The sequence below is a fragment of the Bradyrhizobium barranii subsp. apii genome (assembly GCF_011516635.5).
GTDB lineage: Bacteria > Pseudomonadota > Alphaproteobacteria > Rhizobiales > Xanthobacteraceae > Bradyrhizobium > Bradyrhizobium barranii.
Genome location: NZ_CP096255.1, coordinates 9,412,626 through 9,430,039 on the forward strand (window position 1 = coordinate 9,412,626; position 17,414 = coordinate 9,430,039).

Annotated in this window: 10 protein-coding genes and 4 pseudogenes; 8 read left to right on the forward strand and 6 right to left on the reverse strand. The window is 59.6% G+C overall.

Features of this window, described 5'->3' with window-relative positions; genetic code table 11:
- Positions 1-266: 266 nt before the first annotated feature.
- On the reverse strand, positions 267-668 hold the full coding sequence (locus HAP41_RS44910) for a hypothetical protein (protein WP_166071939.1): 402 nt from the start codon (positions 666-668) through the stop codon (positions 267-269).
- A gap of 278 nt (positions 669-946) precedes the next feature.
- Between HAP41_RS44910 and HAP41_RS44915 the strand changes: the two genes are divergently transcribed.
- Positions 947-1,321 carry a hypothetical protein gene (locus tag HAP41_RS44915; RefSeq protein WP_166071938.1) on the forward strand — a complete coding sequence of 125 codons (375 nt, stop codon included), beginning with the start codon at positions 947-949 and terminating at the stop codon, positions 1,319-1,321.
- 292 nt (positions 1,322-1,613) lie between these two features.
- Here HAP41_RS44915 and HAP41_RS44920 read toward each other — a convergent pair whose 3' ends face one another.
- Positions 1,614-2,957, reverse strand: a complete 1,344-nt coding sequence (locus HAP41_RS44920; RefSeq protein WP_166053720.1) for an IS1380 family transposase — start codon at positions 2,955-2,957, stop codon at positions 1,614-1,616.
- A 530-nt stretch (positions 2,958-3,487) separates the two neighbouring features.
- Between HAP41_RS44920 and HAP41_RS44925 the strand changes: the two genes are divergently transcribed.
- Positions 3,488-3,904 carry a hypothetical protein gene (locus HAP41_RS44925; protein WP_166071937.1) on the forward strand — a complete coding sequence of 139 codons (417 nt, stop codon included), beginning with the start codon at positions 3,488-3,490 and terminating at the stop codon, positions 3,902-3,904.
- Between the two features lie 75 nt (positions 3,905-3,979).
- Here HAP41_RS44925 and HAP41_RS44930 read toward each other — a convergent pair whose 3' ends face one another.
- Positions 3,980-5,416: an IS701 family transposase gene (locus HAP41_RS44930; RefSeq protein ID WP_166105276.1), complete on the reverse strand. Its 1,437-nt coding sequence runs from the start codon at positions 5,414-5,416 to the stop codon at positions 3,980-3,982.
- 104 nt (positions 5,417-5,520) lie between these two features.
- Positions 5,521-6,356, reverse strand: a pseudogene (locus HAP41_RS44935) (IS5 family transposase).
- A gap of 911 nt (positions 6,357-7,267) precedes the next feature.
- Between HAP41_RS44935 and HAP41_RS44940 the strand changes: the two are divergent.
- The 3 genes from HAP41_RS44940 to HAP41_RS44950 all read left to right on the forward strand — a co-directional run bounded on the left by HAP41_RS44940 (position 7,268) and on the right by HAP41_RS44950 (position 11,813).
- Positions 7,268-8,557: a glycoside hydrolase family 28 protein gene (locus HAP41_RS44940; RefSeq protein WP_166071936.1), complete on the forward strand. Its 1,290-nt coding sequence runs from the start codon at positions 7,268-7,270 to the stop codon at positions 8,555-8,557.
- 260 nt (positions 8,558-8,817) lie between these two features.
- Positions 8,818-9,804 (forward strand): pectinesterase family protein, encoded by a 987-nt coding sequence (locus tag HAP41_RS44945; RefSeq protein WP_166071935.1) that lies wholly within the window; start codon positions 8,818-8,820, stop codon positions 9,802-9,804.
- A gap of 734 nt (positions 9,805-10,538) precedes the next feature.
- Positions 10,539-11,813: an IS256 family transposase gene (locus HAP41_RS44950; RefSeq protein ID WP_166064748.1), complete on the forward strand. Its 1,275-nt coding sequence runs from the start codon at positions 10,539-10,541 to the stop codon at positions 11,811-11,813.
- Positions 11,814-12,844: 1,031 nt separating this feature from the next.
- Here HAP41_RS44950 and HAP41_RS44955 read toward each other — a convergent pair.
- Positions 12,845-13,133 (reverse strand): annotated as a pseudogene (locus HAP41_RS44955) (transposase); the annotation flags it as partial.
- 503 nt (positions 13,134-13,636) lie between these two features.
- On the opposite strand from HAP41_RS44955, the gene HAP41_RS44960 reads away from it, so the two are divergent.
- From HAP41_RS44960 to HAP41_RS44970, 3 genes and pseudogenes are all read left to right on the forward strand, one after another.
- Positions 13,637-14,878, forward strand: coding sequence for a cytochrome P450 (locus HAP41_RS44960; RefSeq protein WP_166071934.1), 1,242 nt, complete (start codon positions 13,637-13,639; stop codon positions 14,876-14,878).
- 114 nt (positions 14,879-14,992) lie between these two features.
- Positions 14,993-15,382 carry a hypothetical protein gene (locus HAP41_RS44965; RefSeq protein WP_224581068.1) on the forward strand — a complete coding sequence of 130 codons (390 nt, stop codon included), beginning with the start codon at positions 14,993-14,995 and terminating at the stop codon, positions 15,380-15,382.
- Positions 15,318-16,285, forward strand: a pseudogene (locus HAP41_RS44970) (IS481 family transposase). The gene HAP41_RS44965 and the pseudogene HAP41_RS44970 overlap by 65 nt, the downstream one beginning before the upstream one ends.
- 356 nt (positions 16,286-16,641) lie before the next feature.
- Here the strand turns inward: HAP41_RS44970 and istB are convergent.
- Positions 16,642-17,399 (reverse strand): annotated as a pseudogene (gene istB / locus HAP41_RS44975) (IS21-like element helper ATPase IstB).
- Positions 17,400-17,414: the final 15 nt, after the last annotated feature.

Genomic DNA, 17,414 nt, shown 5'->3' on the forward strand with positions numbered 1-17,414 from the left:
CGCGAAGGCGGAACTGTTCTCGGGCCGCAATTCATAACATGGCTGGTAATGGAAGCCGCAACAATCGTGCCCGCACATAATGCTGGCGCCGACAGTCTGCTTGACACTCGCGTTCGATGTGCCACCTGAGCTCCAAATCGACCAGGTGGCGGAAGGAGGTTTTCTCAGGACGCGCCGAGATGCAGTATCCATAACGTCGCCGGTCGGGGACGTGCAGCCCCAGCTGCGGATAAAGCAGAGTGCGGTCGGGGCCTCATTTCTCAAGCTTAGTGGGTTCCTTGCCTTACCGCAGAGGATGGCGATGGTTTGAGATGATCCAATATTTTCGAGCCTTCGCTGAACGACTTCGACCAGAATTTCTCCGCGAGGTCCAGATGGCACTTCAGTAGCTCTGAGGGAGTTTTAGAGTCGGCAAGATTTCTCAGAAAGCTTGCTTGTTCGTGCAGAGAGGAAGCAGCCAAACTTAATCCATCCTTTAATGCCGCGGCGTACAGGTGCCTTGTCGATTCGATCGATTTTTGCCATTCCGGAAAAATTGACGGAATGCGTGATGCCGCTGCTGCAGGTTCTCCAGCGCCATCGGCTGCGGCGCCGGTCAGTTGGGTCAGTCCGGGCTCTGGACGTGGCCGCCGTTCGCGTTTCTCGTCTTCGGTTGTATTCGCGTTCATTCGACGTCTCCTGGCCTAAAAGAGGATTTGTAACACCTGAGTTGTTCGCTGCTCGGTTCCGATCATCAACCTTCAGAAGGTACCACACCCTCCAACATGTCATACCTACCTCTTTTGGTACGGCGTGATCGCGCCGCAAATTGCGCATTCTAGGCGCCACTTGCTGGAATGTTCACCCATCCCCGGTTCAGAGGCTGAGAATCGCGGCAACCTCGTTGAGGACGAGCGCTGACTGCGTAGATCGACGGTGCCGCCAAAGGTGGTGCGGTCGCACGTCGATGCGCTTTGCCGTGATTGCGGCTGGCATTGGCCGCCATCACGCTCGCATCCATCGCGATGGCGCGGGAACGATAACCTGCCGTTTGGGCGGGGCGGCTCACGGGTATGGCGCGGACGCTTGGTTGATGTTGGGGGCGACGCCCGGCCGTTCAATCCGAACGACGCCGTCCATGTCGATATCCTGGATTCTCGAAGTCGGGATCGAGCAGGCGAAGCCCCGTGGCGAGGTCATCAACGTCCGTCTCCCCATCCGGCTCTCGGAATCGGCGATCTGCATATTCCGTTTCGCGATTGCGCATGCATTCGGTTTGCCTGTCGCGAGCGCGCGGCGCTTTTGCCTGCCACTTTCTCCTTTGGAGCGTCACGATGTGTAGCAGGCTATACTAACAGCTTAGTCCAGTCTCGTAAAACCGCCGCTCGACCCGCGCCGCAGGAAATTGAGGCTTTTCCGGCGAGGTGTGTTGTGGGCATGGCGAGATACTCCTTTGTCAGTGAGCTAACCCGCCCTATTCGTGAGAGCGCGGTATTTTGGTCCGACTGGTGCATCCGCACACCTCCGCTGACGAGGCGCACAGGATTGCCTTCGGCTTTTCACCGCCTGACGACCGGTACTTTGCAACGCGCTTGAGGGATGGGTTGGGTGAACGCGGGCGGACGCCCCACCGGTCAAGGACCGAGCGGCAGCAGCGCGCCGGGCAAGCTGCGGATCAGGTCGGCTTCGGGACATGCCGCGGCGAACGCAAGGCGAATGCGGCTCTTGGTCTCGACAACCCGGGCGGCGATTTTCAAGAGCCGAAGACGCAGCGTCGCGAACTCGGCAGTGGCCAATTCCCGGACTTTGGGAATGGCGTCGCGCACGGTCAGCATCAGCCAATAAGCGGCGGTATGGAGAACGAGGCGGACTTGATTGGCGAGCGCCGAACGGCAACTGGTGCGATCGGAGGCGAGCTGCGTCTTATGCAGCTTGATCAGATTCTCGGCTTGGCCGCGCGCGCAATACAGGCTGTCGTAGATCCACTCGGCCGAGCCGACATCGAGGCTGGTGACGACGAAGCGGATGTCGAGGCCGAGCATCGTCGCCTCAATACGGGCGACGGTGCGTCGTTCGCGATCCCAGGACTTTGCCTTGTGGCGCGTCTCGGTATAGCCGCGCAGAACCGGCAGGTTCTCGATGGCGCGTCGCGTGCGGATGTCGTCGGCGACCGCGTCGACTTTTCTGGCGAGCGGCTTGGTGCCGGACAGACCGAAGATGTAGTCGATGCCGTTGGTCTCGCACCACGCCATTGCCTCCGGCCGGGCATAGTGCCCGTCGCCACGGAACGTAATTCGCGTGTTGTGCCACCGCGTCCGGATATGCCGTACCAGGCGGCGCAGATGGGCACGCACCTCGACGCCGCCCGGCGTCTTGCCGGGCCGCAGCACGACCGCCACGGGCCGGCTCTTCTCCGTGTCGTAGACGTGGATCGGCAGGAAGCAGCGTTCGTCATAATGAGCGTTGAACAGCGAGAGCTGCTGATGGCCGTGGACGACATCGCAGGTATCATCGATGTCGAGCGTGACGGATGCCGGCTCGCGCGGGTAGCTATCCATCCATGCGTCGACCAAAGTGTAGGTCAGTCGGATCACGTCGCGCAGGCGCGGAGCATTCTCCAGACGCGACAGCGTCGGTTGGGAACACAGATCGCGACCCGTGTCCGGCAGCCGTCCGCAGGCCAGCTTGAATGCGGGATCGGACCGCAGATGATCGAGGTCGTCGGCGTCCTCGTAGCCGCAGCAGATCGCGAACATGCGCGCGCGGAACATATCGACCAGGCTGTGCACGACCCGCGTCGGATCGCGCCGATCCGGGAACACCCGGGCCAAATTGTCGGCCAAGCCGAGACGCCGCTCGGCCATCGCCAGAAGCATCACGCCCCCGTTCGAGGTCAGCCGACCGCCATCGAAGGCAGCTGTGACTTTCTTGGCGTGAACGGCTGGAAACGAGAAGGGCAGAATCGTATCGTCGGTCATGGCGGGCGTGGTGTTCGCGGCTGAAGGTGATGGGGTTGGCTTTGCAACCGAATCCTACGCCGCATCAGCGCTTTACACCACGCTCGCCAGCCTCTCAGGCGCCCTCTGACGAATAAGACGGGCTAAGAACGGTCTGAACTGGGCGCTCATCGTACCCCGTAGGTCAAGGTGCACACCGCGCAAAGATCGGCGCAGGCAGCGATGCCGTCGGCTGTGCTGCCGATCGATAGTGATGCTGTGGCTGATGAAGGGGCGCGCACAGCTTGGGTCCGCCAGGTAGGCCCATACTGGCCCGCGGCGTTGCGGCCGGAGAGCAATATCAGCTACGCTGACGCCCGAGGCCTTTCACGTCTTGAGGCAAGCGGGCTCGCGCGTTGACCTTGACGCCCCGCGGCGAGGTAAATCTGGGCCGTCGCGCTCGCGGTTAGTCAATATAGTTGAGGTTAACCGCGCTATGATATTGACGTTGCGCCCCTATGCTTGATCCATTGCACCGGAAACTGCACACCCGGCCCACCGGAGAGGTGGAAGTGTCCTTCCAGCTGACCGTCCTGAAAGTGCTGGCCGGCCAATCTGCCGGGCTGGCCTCCGTTGCCGACATAAGGCACGCCGTTGAAATCCTGATGAACAGCGGCCGTGACTGGACCGATCGCATGAAGCGGCTGGCCGAACGCGCACCTGACCTGAATATCTTCTCGGCCGGGTTTGTCTTTCGCGATACTCTTGGCTGGGAAATCACGGAAGAGGGCCGGCAATTCCTCTCCGCGCTCGAAAAGGCCGTCGCCGATCAGAGCGAGCGGCCTCGATCAACCATCGATCCCCCATCAAGCGAAGTCACCGCGCAACCGGTCATGGATGCGGCAAAATCACTTATTCCTCCCCATAGTCACCGTCAAAGGTCGCGGCGTCGCCGCGGGAAAGGCGGGTCTAATCGACGTAGAGCATGACGCGGCGCAGCTTTAACTTGTCACGCGGCCTCTGGCCGCACCGCGTGCCGATATTTTGCAGCGAAGTTTCTAATCTTACTGCGTCACAAACGGTGGTCTGTGAAATGGGCGAACTTGATTGCACAACAAGGACATCTCGACAACGTTCGGACCAGCCCTTGTTCGAGTCGCCGTCGCATCGTCGTGATCGAATTTGGAATGTGACGTTGGGTCCGTAGCGGCAGAACCGCGGGGTCTGTAATCCGCGGAAACGCGAGCGAGCGGGATCGGCCGGGCGCGCCGAGCGCCTGAGGGGGGAAACGCCTCCCGCTCGGAGATCAGGAATCCGAAGGCTGCAATGCACATCGTTGCGTGATGATGAAAGCCGCGCCAGCCGCGTCCCTCGAAGTGGCCAAGCCCGACCTCCTGCTTGAGTTCCTGATAGTCGCGTTCGATGCGCCAGCGCAATTTAGCCGTCTCTACGAGAGTCCGGAATGCCACATCCTCCGGCAATGTCGAGAGCCAGTATTTGGTAGGCTGGTCCTCGCCTTTCGGCCATTCGATCAGCAACCATTCCTCCAACCGCTGGGTGGTTTGCCAATAATCACGGTGCGCGGCACGGACCCGCACGCGGGCAAAGCGCGAGCTCAGCTTTTCGTTCGTTCCTTGCCGCCACGTGATGGTGCGCCAAGCTTTGGCCGGCAGGCCGATCGCGAGCGCTTTAACGGCGGCCGGCCGACGCTGACGGTTGCGGCGCATCAGTTTCGGGGGACGGCCGCGGCCCGACCATGGCTTCGGCGGCAAGGGACCGGTGCCGGGCGCCCATACCGTTGTGCTCGACAGAAGACCCGCCACATAGGTCAATCCCAGCGCCGTGATCTCCGTGCGCAGATCGCTGTTGTTGCCATAGCCCGCGTCCATCAGCACGACACCACGCGGAAGGCCGGTCGCACAGGCCCACCGCAACTGCTCCAGCGCGATCTCCGGCTTGGTCCGGAAGCCGACTTCGGCAGGAATGCCCACCTTGCGCCGCCGATCGCAATCCTCAGTCCATTCCTTCGGAAGATAAAGGCGGTAGGCAACAGGCAGGCTGGCGTGGTGATTGGCAATCGATAATGACACCGCCACCTGGCAATTATCCTGCTTGCCGAGCTGCCCGCAATATTGCCGTGCAACTCCAACCGAATGTCGCCCCTGCTTGGGAAATCCGGTGTCATCGATGATCCAAGCTTCGATCGGGCCCTGGCGTTCGATCGCCGGCAGGACCATCTCTCGTACCTTGCCCAGCACCTTCTCATCCGACCAGGCGCCGCTGCCGACGAAATGCAGCAGCGATTGATGTTGGGCGGCCGTCCGTTCCGGAGCCGTCATCGCCGCCATTGGCTCCACGCTCTTACGACCGCCACAGGCCATGAGGCCGACGCAATAGTCGCGCAGCGGTGCCTTCCGATCAGCATGACCGATGACGCTGGCAAGCCCTTCCAAATACGTCGCAAATCGCATCTCACTGGTCTTGGTGCCACGCCCGCTCATGTAGCCTCCTCGGCTGATGGTCCATGCTTCAACCATCGCTGATTCCGGCCGGATAAAGCCTGCGGTTTTGTGACTCAGTCGTTCTAAGAGTCTGTCCGGAAAGATTACCTTGGATTGCATAGCTTTCGCAGCATGAGTCGGATGGAGGCCAGCTTGAGAAAGGCGAGCGCCCTGTGATTGAAGCATTCCCAATCTTTGGACAGTCTTCGGCATCGCCCGAGCCAGGCAAAGGTACGCTCGACGATCCAGCGTTTGGGCAAGACGACGAAACGGTGAGCCTGATCGGAGCGTTTGACGATTTCGAGGTTCACGCGCTTCAGAGCGCTACGCAGCCCCTTCTGGAAATGTGGCCCTTGATATCCGCCGTCGGCGTAGAGCTTCAGAAGAAAGGGATAGAGGCCGAACAACGTTGCCATCAGGAGCACGCCGCCGTCGCGATCCTGGATGTCCGCCGCATGCACGATGGCGTGCATCAAGAGGCCTTGCGTGTCGACGAGAATGTGCCGCTTCTTGCCCTTGATCTTCTTGCCCGCGTCGTAGCCATGGAGATCATGAGGCCCCCTTTTTCAGCGCTTTTCACGCTCTGGCTATCGATGATGGCGGCGGTGGGAGAAGCCTCGCGCTCGGCCCTTTCGCGACATTCGACATAGAGGGCGTGATGAATTTTATCGAGCGTGCCGTTCCAGCTCCACAGATCGAAGTAGCCATACAGCGTCGAGCGCGGCGGCAGGTCCTTGGGGATCGCGCGCCACTGGCAACCTGTGCTCAGGATGTACATCAGCCCGTTGGCAATCTCGCGCAGGTCCACCGTACGCTTGTTGCCGCCGCGCTTGGCCGGCGGGATGCGAGGCGCGATCAGCGCCCACTCCTCGTCGGTCAAGTCGCTCGGATAGCGCAGGCGGCTGCGGTCGTAGCGTGCACGGTTCTCGGTAGTCCACATTGGCGGCGCGTCCCCATCGAATCAGGCCGCTCACCTTGAATCACAACCGATTCATTCGACTCAACATGTTTTGGAACAGACACTAAGAGTGTGTCGTATCAACTTCCTGACAATGGTCTCAAGCTGACAATAGAACCTGCTACGCACAATTCGAGCAACTTGCTGTGAACAGTGCCTCAAGTCGTTCTGGCAAAGGTCCACCTGCGCCGGAGATCGACAGTCCGAGGCTTTGAGGATTGTAGTCATCTGCAGATCGGAGACCGTACGTAAATGACCATTGAGCCGATCGAGGATAATTGGCGGCTTGAAGAGGAATCGAGGCGACGAGACGAGATCAAAGTCAAGCTCCTTCGCGCGCGATCGGATGTGGCCAGGTACCAAGCAGAATTGACAGAGCTCGAGCAAACGCCGAAGCGTGAAGACGGCTCATCGATCTGCTCTGGGACACTTCAGCGCACGTGCGCAGGAGGTCGGAGAGCATAACGTGCGACCACGTCAATTGGAGCCTGTCTTGGATCCCGCTAACCTGCGAGCGGATGCTGGGGGCAGCGTCCGACCGAGCGACAGCTGGAAGTAGGCTGCCAACCGGGTCTTCGCAACAGGGGCTTGGCTTGGTGCAATGGCTGAGCGGTGTAGAGCGCAAGAATTCGCGCACAAGTGCAAGTGGCGAGAAGCCAAGCCACGAACGCTCACGCGCGTGACAAGTGTTGGGATCAGCCGTTTTGACCGGCTCATCTTTGTTCGCTCACAAGCAAGGTGCTGTCGCCGGGTTGCAAGGTTCACGCCTCCTCTGCGTCTTATAAATGTCATCTTGCCCATGCCAGTTAGCCGCGCTACGGCCGATCCAGCCAGCGCTCAGCTTCACACAAAGCATGCTGCAAGGATGCGGGCGGCAAAGCTCGAGGTAGTCGATGACAAAGCGTTTCCGCAACTGGGGCTTATTGTCCTTCGTTGCTTTCATGGCTTTCTGCCCTGTGGCCAAGGCGCAGGACCGCCGCATTGTTGCCGAACCTGTTGCACCTCACACGGTCTGCGACCGCCCGGTGCCGTCTGGCACAAACGATACGGCCAGGTTGCAAGACGCCATCGACCATTGCCCCGCCGGCGCGGCGGTCTATCTGGGCCGCGGCCAGTACTTCTCGGGCCCGCTCGGGATGAAATCAGGCGTCACCTTATGGATCGGACGTGGCGCCACGCTTGTCGCCATAGCCGAACCAGCTCTCTATGACAAAGGCCGGCGCCATTGTGGACGGATCGCAGGCAAGGGCGATGGTTGCCGTCCGTTCATCAGCTTTTCCGAGACGCGTGGCGGCGGCATTTATGGCGACGGCACCATCGATGGCCAGGGTGGAGCAGCCATGGCCGGCAGCACCGAAACTTGGTGGCAGTTGGCCCGCCGCGCCCAGACTGAGAGCGGCAATCAGAACGCCCCGCGTTTGATCCAGATCGATCAGGCGCAGGACATCACGTTCTATGGTGTCACGCTACGCAATGCGCCCAATTTCCACGTCGTGATGAACAGGGTCGAAGGTGCCACCTTTTGGGGGCTCACGATCGATGCGCCGGCCGAGGCCCGCAACACCGACGGCATCGACCCTGGCGCCAGCCAGGATGTGACCATCACCCGCAGCTTTATCCGCACTGGAGACGATAACGTGGCCATTAAAGCCGGCGACAATGGCCCAAGCCGTCATATCTCCATCATCGACAATTACTTCGGCTGGGGACATGGAATGTCGATCGGCAGCGAAGTGAACTCCGGCGCCAGCGACATATTGGTGCGCGACCTGACGCTGGATGGCACGACATCCGGCCTGCGCATCAAGAGCGATGTCAGTCGAGGCGGCTTGGTGGAGCGAGTGACTTATGAGAACGTGTGTCTGCGCGGCAACCGATGGCCGATCGCCTTCGATACAAAGTACAATCCACACGCACAAGGCTTCAGCATTCCAGTCTATCGCCAGATCGCTCTCCGCCATGTGCGCGGCGACAACGGTACGCTGCTGATGCGCGGTGTAGACGGCAAGCATGCACTTGACGTGACGCTGGAGGATGTTCGGTTTGCCGAGTCTGCGACTTGGCGGCTGGAAAACGCCAATGTAACCGCCGATCATTCTGAAGTGTCGCCGCCGCTGCCCGGCTGGGCTGGAGAGAGGGGGCCGGGCGGGTGGGAGCAATGTGCAAAGGCCTTCCGGAACTAGTTAATGCGTAACCACAACAAACTCGTGTCCGGCGGGTCAGGTTCGTGTCAATGCGGTTGAGATTGAGTGGCGTTGCGCCCCGGGTCGTTTCATAGCGCTCACGTTCTTGCCAAGCTTTCCGACAAGCCTTGTCGCGGTCAGCCGCTCTGGAAATCGCGCCCGGCGGCATACTCGCTGCGTTGGCAAGGTTCGGCTGCTGTTGCGCTGCGGCTGTTTGTATCGATCATCGAGCCCGCAGCGGATCGGATGGAGAAGGTCACATGCGAATGATCGCGCTATCCGCTGCGGCTCTCGCGGAATGTTGCTCTATCTCGGCAGCCGATACTCAGTTGCTTTTTGTGTCGCACGCCGGAGAGACGGCCTATCACTCCGTGCAGGCAGCCATTGACGCACTGCCACCGCAAGGCGGGGATATCCAGATCGAGCCTGGCATCTATCGCGAAAAGGTCAAAGTCCTCAAACCTGGTGTTCATCTCAAAGGTACCGGCAAAAAGCCGGATGATACGATCATCGTGTACGGCGATGGCGCAATCAACGCGGGAGGGACGGCCCGTTCTGCGACGCTCAACGCCTCGGGCGATGACTTCCGGCTCGACAATCTGACGGTCCAAAACGACTATTCCCTCAAGGGGGACAATCCAGCTTCGCAGGCCGTGGCTCTATCGGTGACCGGCGACCGGGACGCAATCATCCATGTTCGCCTGCTTGGCGCCCAGGATACATTGTTCGCCGGTAAGGGCCCTAACGGTCGAATGTCGCGGCAGTACTTCTCTGATTGCTACATCGAGGGGCATGTCGACTTCGTTTTTGGCAATGCGAAGGCCTATTTCAGGCGCTGTGAGTTGCACGGCATCGCAAATCAAGCGGTTGTGTATACGGCGCAGAGCAAAAGAGCGCCGGGCGAGGACAGTGCCTTTGTGTTCGATCAGTGCAGGCTGACTGCCGAGCCTGGTGCGCGCTATGTTGCGCTTGGCCGCGCTTGGCGCCCCTATGCCACAGTGATCTTCCTGTCGACGAAGATCGATGCGCCGGTCATTGCGGAAGGCTGGCGCGAATGGGCCCCCGGCAAGACGGATACGTTCAAGACGGCCTACTATGCCGAATACAAATCCTCCAGCATCGGGGCTAATCCCGCAGGCCGCGAGCCTCATTCTCATCAATTGACTGACAGCGAAGCCGCGAAATGGTCGCTGAAAGCGTTCTTCGGGGGCGCGACAGATTGGCTGTCCAGCGAACCCTCAAGATAAAAATTAGACGAACGCTCGGGAAGTGGAGGGTTTTCAAACCCTTTGACCCGAGCCTCGTTGCGCTCGGGCGGCTCGTCCACAGCAACTCGCATTCGGGCAGGGGCGGCCATCGTAGCGCGCCAGATTCTTGTTGCCTCCTTTAAGAAGGAAAGCAAAGCGATCGACATTGCCGGCTGCGAATTCCTAATTCTTGTCAGCTTTCGAAAGCTGAATCCCGTATTCTCCAGAATCCAACGGCCGCCGAACGGCTGCCGCTTGCGGCCTTGTAAGGCGTGCGGATTACGCAAGCCCTGTACCATCGCAAGGAGAACGGATGGATCCAACCGACCCCTTCTTCAATTCGGGCGCTTGAATCGAGGAGTACGCCGCGCAACAGGCGCGAGCAGGCAACGCAAGCCAGCAAAGCAACTTTGAGCGGCGGATGGAGGATTTGCAGGTTGATTCGACGGAGGGGACCCCCGCAAGCTCGCCTTCGCCGGATCGGGCTGTCGCAGAGGGCCGTGGACGGATCAGCCGAGGCGATATCGGCGGTTCGATGCGGATGCCGCCACACCTTGGTTCTAGAGGCGGCGCGCTCGGCGGTGGGCGGGCGAGCTTGGACATTCCCCGCTTTCAGCTTGAAGCTTCGCCCTAGCGGGGATGTCCCGGGTTCTGTTGAATTTCTGAAGAGGTCGGCGTTGCCCACCTTGAGCCGGTAGGCTCGGGGTGCTGATTCCACAAAGGAGAGCAACGCCATGACGAGAGATATCACACCGGCTGGTTGGCCGGCGACCGGGGCTGTGGAGAAATCATTTGCGGAAGTGCGAGCGAGCTTCGATCGGTTCTGCCTTGCGGCAGGAATCGAGGCGCTCGGCACGATGATGGAGGCGGATGTGACAGCGGCCTGCGGGCCGCGCCACGGTCGTGATGCGGCGCGGCGGGCGCACCGTTGGGGCCGAACGCGGGGGCGGATCGGTTTCCACGGCGGCAAGATCGAGGTCGATCGCCCGCGGGTCCGGGGCATGGACGGCCGCGAGGTCACGATCCCGAGCTGGGAAACGGCGGCGCAGGAGGACTGGCTCGGTCGCTGGGCGATGAACCTGATGCTGATCAATGTGTCGACGCGCCGGTTCGGCCGCGCCGTCCGGCTGCCCGAGGGTGACGTGCCGGCACCGCCCGGATCGGGGATTTCGAAGTCGGCGGCCTCGCGGAGGTTCGTGGCTCTGTCGGCGGCGCGGCTGGCCGACTTCATGGCTGCCGATCTGTCCGCGCTCGACCTTCTGGTGGTCCAAATCGACGGGCTGCATCTCGACGACGATCTCGTGCTGGTGGCCGCGATCGGGGTTGACGGCGAAGGCAACAAGCATCCGCTGGCGCTGGTGGAAGGGGCGACCGAGAATGCAGCAACGGTTCAGGCCCTGCTGGACAACCTGGTCTCGCGCGGGCTCGACCCGACGGTGCCAAGACTGTTCATCGCCGACGGCGCGAAGGCGTTGTCGAAGGCGATCCGCCGCACCTTCGGTTCGGCCGCTGCGATCCAGCGCTGCCAGATCCACAAGGCGCGCAACATCATGGAACGCCTGCCGAAAGAGCATCATGCGGCCACCCGCCGGGTGCTGCGCCAGGCCTGGGAGCTCGATGACGCCGACAAGGCTGAAAAATTGATCCGCAATCTCGCGCGTCGACTCGACCAGCAATGGCCCGGCGTTGCGGCCAGTATCCTCGAAGGCCTCGACGAAATCCTGACTGTCGTCCGGTTGAAGTTGCCGAAGGAGCTTCGCCGATCGCTCGCCTGTACCAATATCGCCGAGAACATGATGGGCACCATTCGCCGCGTCACGCGCAACGTTAAACGCTGGCGGGATGCCGGTATGGCCTTGCGATGGGTCGCGGCCGGTATGATCGAGGCCAACAAGGGCTTCCGACGATTGAAGGCGCATAAGCAATTGTCGGTTCTGCGTGCGGCCCTTCAAGCTCACCACGATCGCATGACAATCAAGTCCGTTGCCCACGTCACGAGGGCTGCGTAATATTCATTCCGGCAACGTCGACCCGACGTAGTTCAACAGCGATCGGGACATCCCCGCCCTAGCGCCGCAGTCCAGTTTGCGGGATGACCCGTTCAGCAGCGAACGCTACAGCTTGCCGGACTCAGACGCTGCGGTTCACGCCAAGAGCGGAAAAATCCGCGGACTGTGGTCACGCATCAGATCGGGGGCGGCAAAGCCCTTGGCGGGAGCAGGAGTAAAAAACCCTCGCGAGACGCGGGGCAGTCAGAGGTTTCTTCAACGAAGCTTCGCATTCATTACGCGAGGCAGCCGGCCGGACGCGCGGGGTCGACGCGGCGGACGAGGCGCTCATCAAAGAGTTAGCGGCAGGCAATCTCAGCGAAGGCAACATCAAAAATGCGGCGACCGACCCGCGCCATTTGAGCGAGCGCGTGCGTGAGAACGGCAGGCGCGATTGGCTCGCTTTTCGAATTCGTCTGGCGCAGGAGGCGCAGCGCTGCCAGGAACGCGGGAGAACCATCGTCAGCAGCTGGATCGCGACCGTGGATTTACGGATACCATGGACCTACCAGCCATGCCCCTGCCGTCGACGGCTTCGCCTGTCTGTCCCATCATCCACGGCACGAGGTGCGTACGGCCGGCGACGACATAGAAAAAGATGCCGATCGGCGGCAGCCTGAGGCCAATCCTCAAATCCTGACCGAAACCGCCGCGCGACAGGTAGAGCGGGCAGGTCTGGCAGACCAGAATCGAGTCCAAGCTTAGTCGACACATAAATTCCCACCCAATTGCTTGATTCACGATGATCGTAGCCGAGTCTCGCGCCGATTGAAGCCGGTGCCCGGATCTCGTTGAGAGATCATAACTATGCTCGTGCGAACGCGAGCATGCTTGTGACCTCGTTCGCGGTGGTCATGGTTACTTCATAATCGCTTCGGCCTCTGCACGAAACGCGTGGCGCGAGCCATCTCGTGAATAGAACATGTGACCGCCTGGAAAGACGACGAGTTTGACGCGCGGTGCTGAGGCAAATGGCGGCAATTGGTCGACACAGCAGGCCCGCCTTGGTGAGCGCGCCGGACAAAAAATCGTTCTCCAACGCAAGCTCGCCGATCTTGCCATGTAACGCTTCAAATCGACCGGCGCCTCGGCCGGTCCGTTGTCCTGCCCAAACACTCCGGCGGCGCCTTCCAGGAGTTGGGACTTCCAGGTCGTGATCTGGTTCGGATGGACATCAAACAGTTGCGCCAGCTCGGCCAACGTCTTCTCCCCCTTCACGGCCACCAAAGCCACCTTTGCCTTGAATGCCGGAGAATGCGTCCGGCGACTCCTCTTCGTCATCTTCGCTCCTGTTTCGCGGCAAGAAGCCTCGCCGCTCTCAGGCAGAAAATCCACTCAAGCTACTGTCCGAATTTGCGGAGCCAGCTCTTCATGCCCTCCGTCTATCAAACGGAGCGGCCCTTTTCCAACTTAACCTCTGGTCCCAAAATCGGGGTCCATTTCAGTAGTGAATTGAGGGGGCGGTCCCGAGCCGCCGAAGATGGCGGGGTTAGCCGTTTTCAAAGAAGGATCACATTGCGTCCTTTTCGATAGCTCGAGCAGTAATGCGGCTGCCATGACGCGACGCCTGTCTACCAGTGATAGTTTCTCATCGATCCACTGGAACAGATTGATTTAGAGAGTCAATGCGATCCTGACCCCCAATAATGGTAGGGGGTGGTTGCGTAAACTTTGCGATACCGTGTCGAACGACAACCCCCAACAAGACGCTACGGCAGCTCGAAACCTGAAATCGCTAAATGGATCCGTGAGCTCTCGAGCGAGCAAGATCTGCGGAGACGGTCATGGAAACTCGATTGGCAGACGTTGGAGCCGACGATGCTTGCAACATCCCGCTGAGCAATCTGGACGTAAGCGAAGCAAAGCGTTTTCAAGATAATAGGATATGGAGCTGCTTCGAGCGGCTGCGAAGGGAGGATCCCGTTCATTACTGCCAAGACAGTCCTTATGGTCCCTATTGGTCCCTAACGAAATACCGAGATATCCTGGCGGTAGATGCAAATCATAAGGTATTTTCGTCAGAGCGAGGAGTCACGATTATCGATGTGCCTGATGAGCACTGGACTCAGAGTTTCATCAAGATAGGTCCTCCCAAACATCGCGAGCAGCGCGATACAGTAAGTCCGATAGTTGCACCGGAAAATCTGACAAAACTCGAAGGCTTAATTCGCTGTCGGGTCAGGACGATTCTGGACGGCTTGCCGCGCAATGATGCGTTCAATTGGGTGGACATGGTCTCCATTGAGTTGACGACGCAGATGCTCGCCACACTATTCGACTTTCCATTCGAGGATCGACGGCTCTTGACCTATTGGTCGGACATAGGTGCTACAATTCCGAAAAAAGGTCATGCTGTCGATAGCTGGGACAAGCGAAGCAAAATCCTGTTCGAGTGCCTGGACTATTTTACCCGTCTTTGGAATGAGCGCATCAATGCCGAGCCTCGCCTCGACTTGATTTCCATGATGGCGCATTCTCCTGCGACGCGCCATATGGATCCGATGGAGTTTCTCGGGAATCTGATTCTGCTGATCGTGGGAGGCAATGACACTACGCGCAATTCGATCACCGGGGGGCTCCTGTTCATGAACCGGTTTCCCTCCGAGTTGCGAAAACTACGCAATAATCCCAAGCTGGTGTCGAGCGCTGTGTCCGAGATTATTCGATATCAGACACCCATCGCACATATGCGCCGGAACGCCGTGGTCGATACCATCGTGGGTGGGAAACGAATCAGGCAAGGGGACAAGGTCGTCATGTGGTACATCTCTGGTAACCGCGACGAAGAGGTCATCGAGAATGCGAGTAGCTTCGTGATCGACCGCAAGAACGTGCGGCAGCATCTTTCGTTCGGTTTCGGCATCCATCGTTGCGTTGGTCGACATCTTGCGGAACTGCAGCTGAGAATCCTGTGGGAGGAAATGTTGAATGCGGGGCTAGAGGTCAAGGTTGTCGGCGAGCCCGAGCGGATTGCGTCAAATTTTGTGCACGGTTATTCCGTGCTTCCCGTGCGGATCGCAGCTTAGGCCGTGATGCTCTGGATTGGGAGCTGACACCCGCATCACGGTTGCGTTCTTTTTGGCCAGTCTCGCTGCTCCATTGGTACCTAATCGGCGTCGATCGGTACTAAGGAGCTGCTCATGGGCACGGAGCTCCGTGAGCACTGGTGCCTGGCCAAGCCCTTTGCGATGCCGGCGCCTTTAAGGAGCGTCTTCGATACGTTAGACGATGAGCTCAATATTGAAGATTGCAGCGGTGGGAGCGCTTTTGCTTGGAGAAGCGCTTTCGATAATCGCGGAGTTGATTGCCTCAAAGCGGTTTGGAAAGGCGGGCATCTGACAGCGCTCCTGCCGATGTTCCTGCTGATATCCCTCGGCGGTATCCTGCTCGTCTGCGGATACGCACTAGGTGTTCAGTCCCGGGCTTTGATGGTGCATTCTTGTCGCACGGTTCGAAGGATGCGCTATGGGACAAGTTTTACACGGCTGCGCCACCACGACGGAGGCAGTCCGTCGAGCAATACAAAATAGTCAAGAGAGCCTGAGAGCACTCGCCAAGCGCTACGGGATCAACCAGAAGACTGTCGCGAAGTGGAAGCAGCGCGAGACCGTCGCCGATCGTTCGACAGGCCCCAAGGAAAGCCAACTCGACAGTCCTTTCCATCGAGGAGGAGGCGGCCATCGTCGCTTTCCGGCGGCATACACTGCTGCCGCTCGACGGTTGCCTCTATGCCCTGCAGCCGACCATCCCGCATCTGACGCGGTCGTCCCTGCATCGCTGCCTCCAACGCCACGGCATCAGCCGATTGCCGTAGGTTGAAGGCGGCAAGCCTTCGAAGAAAAAGTTCAAGGCTTATCCGATCGGCTATTTCCACATCGACATCGCTGAGCTCCAGACTGCCGAAGGCAAGCTCTACCTCTACGTCGCAATCGGTCGCACCAGCAAGTTCGCCTTTGTACAACTGGCTAGGAAGACGGGAAGGACCTCCGCCTCGGCCTTCCTCGAAGCTCTGATCGCGGCTGTCCGCTACAAGATCCACACAGTGCTCACCGACAATGGGATCCAGTTCACCTTCCCACCCCGCTATGCGGACGGCCCGACAGCAATATACGTGACGCATATGTTCGATATGCGATGCCAAGAAAACGGGATCGAACATCGGCTGACCAAGATCAAGCATCCCTGGACCAATGGCCATGTCGAGCGCATGAACCGCACGATCAAGGAAGTGACCGTCCAACGCTACCATTATGATCGACACGATCAGCTCGAAGCTCACCTTGCCGACTTCATCACCGCCTACAACTACGTTCGGCGGCTGAAGACCCTGAAGGGCCTCACACCCTACCAATACATCTGCAAATGCTGGACTTCCCAGCCAGAACGATTCAAACTCAATCCCGCTCCAGCAAATGCCGGGACTAAAAACCTAGGCTACATGCATCTGAAGAATATTTGGATAATCATCTCCATCTCGGTGGGAGCAAGTTTAGTGGTGGAACCGAGTCTCACGCTTCTGCTCTTTCGAGATGTGCCGACGGCTGGTTCGCTGATCGGGCTGGTGCTTGGCGCGCTTGGTACGCTCGCAGCGTTATTCCTATGACCGTATTCTGAGAAGGCGTAAGATGGGCGGCAGTTCTGCATGAGTCAACTTTGAAAACGTTGCGCAAGATAGGTTTTGCTCAATTCGTGCATATTTCAGTGATCGTGAGCAGCGATTTCGCGCGATCATGAGCGCCGAATTCAGACGATCGTGAGCAGCCTCGCTCCGGCCGAGGCGGTGATAGGGTCAGCGTTCTGGCTGCTCGTCAAGGGTGATGGTTTTGGCGTTGCGTTTTCGCATGCTTTCGCCAGCAAGCTGGAGGCGGTGAGCGTTGTGGACGAGGCGATCCAGAATCGCGTCGCCTAGCGTGGGATCTCCGATAACTTCGTGCCATGTGTCCACAGGGAGTTGGCTGGTTACGATGGTGGAGGAGCGGCCATGGCGATCGTCAAGGATTTCCAGTAGATCGCGCCGCTCGGCAGCGGTGAGCACCGACAATCCCCAATCATCCAAAATCAGAACCTGGGCGCGGCCAAGGGTTTTGAGCAAGCGGGCATAACGTCCATCGCCCCGCGCGAGCCCCAACGCTTCGAACAATCTTGGGACGCGGTGATAGAGGACCAAGCGATTATCTCGGCAGGCCTTGTGGCCGAGGGCACAGGCTAACTTTTGCCCAATCCGGTCGCCCCGGTTATGAGCAAATTCTCGTGGCGATCGATCCAGTCGCCGCTGGCGAGCTTGGCGAAGACGGCCCGGTCGATACCCCGCGGCGTGCGCAAATCGACGTCCTCCACGCAGGCATTCTGGCGGAGCGAGGCCAGCTTGAGGCGCGTGGTGAGCCGCCTGGTGTCGCGTTCCGCCGCTTCCCGGTCGACCAGCAGGCCGATGCGATCTTCGAACGGCAAGGCTTCGAGATCAGGCGATCGTCGCTGCTCCTCGAAGGCCTTGGCCATGCCGCTCAAGCCGAGCTCGATCAGGCGTTCGTGGGTGGGATGGTTGAGCATACAGGTCTCCTTGGC